Raw genomic sequence first — 1153 nt, 5'->3', positions numbered from 1 at the left:
GCACTGGAGAAAGTTCGCTTCACTCTCCGGGGCACCGGAGCGGTCATGCAACTCCAACCGACCGGAGAACCGCATGACCGACACCATCCCTGCCCGCCTGGCCGCGCTGAAGACCACGCCGACGCCGCAGCTGAAGACCCAGTGGCGCGAGTTGTTCGACAGCGAGCCGCCGCCGTTCAACCGCCGCTACCTGGAGTCCCGGCTCGCCTACCGGATCCAGGAGCTGGCCTACGGCGGGCTGAAGCCGGAGACGGTCCGGCGGCTTGAACGTCTCGGCGAGGAGTTGGACGGCGGCGACCGGAAGAAGCGCAGCGTGCGTGCCGGCCGCGACCGCCCGATCACTGGCACCCGGCTCCTGCGCGAGTGGCAGGGCGTAGAGCATGTCGTCACCGTCACCGCCGACGGATTCGAATGGCAGGGGCGGCCCTACAGGTCGCTGTCGGCCATCGCACGGGCGATCACCGGCACGCGTTGGAACGGGCTCGTGTTTTTCGGGCTCAAGCGACAGGGGGGCCGGTGATGGCGGAGGTGAAGCCCAAGCGCCGCTGCGCCGTCTACACCCGGAAATCCTCCGAGGAAGGGCTGGAGCAGGAGTTCAACTCGCTCCACGCCCAGCGGGAAGCCTGCGAGGCGTACATCGCCAGCCAGCGGTCCGAAGGCTGGGTGCTGGTCCGCGATCAGTATGACGACGGCGGTATCTCGGGCGGCACGCTGGAGCGCCCTGCCCTGCAGCGGCTGCTGGAAGACATCGAGGACGGGCTCGTCGACGTGGTCGTGGTCTACAAGATCGACCGTCTCAGCCGCTCGCTGGCGGACTTCGCCAAGCTGGTCGAGGTCTTCGACCGGAACGGCGTGACCTTCGTCTCGGTGACGCAGTCCTTCAACACCACCACCTCCATGGGGCGGCTGACGCTGAACATACTGTTGTCCTTCGCCCAATTCGAACGCGAGGTCACGGCTGAACGCATCCGCGACAAGATCGCCGCCAGCCGCCGGCGGGGCATCTGGATGGGGGGTGTCCCACCCTTCGGCTACCGCGTCGAGGACCGCAAGCTGGTGGTGGACGAGGAAGCCACCGAGCAAGCGCGGTGGATTTTCGCGCGCTTCGTCGAACTGGGTTCGGGCACGGTGCTGGCCCGGGAGGCCGCGGCCA

The 1153-nt window shown here is 67.8% G+C and carries 2 protein-coding genes; both read left to right on the top strand.

Annotated features, from left to right (window positions below; translation table 11 throughout):
* The first annotated feature begins 73 nt into the window (after positions 1–73).
* Positions 74–520 carry a DUF2924 domain-containing protein gene (locus A7B20_RS21125; protein ID WP_102110542.1) on the top strand — a complete coding sequence of 149 codons (447 nt, stop codon included), beginning with the start codon at positions 74–76 and terminating at the stop codon, positions 518–520.
* Positions 520–1153: recombinase family protein (locus A7B20_RS21120; protein WP_172961084.1), on the top strand; the 634-nt coding region annotated here is incomplete at its 3' end. The genes A7B20_RS21125 and A7B20_RS21120, both read left to right, overlap by 1 nt.

This window comes from Oceaniglobus roseus, from assembly GCF_002869745.1.
Lineage (GTDB): Bacteria > Pseudomonadota > Alphaproteobacteria > Rhodobacterales > Rhodobacteraceae > Oceaniglobus > Oceaniglobus roseus.
Note: the sequence above shows the minus strand (reverse complement) of the source record. Positions and strands in the feature narration are given on the sequence as shown.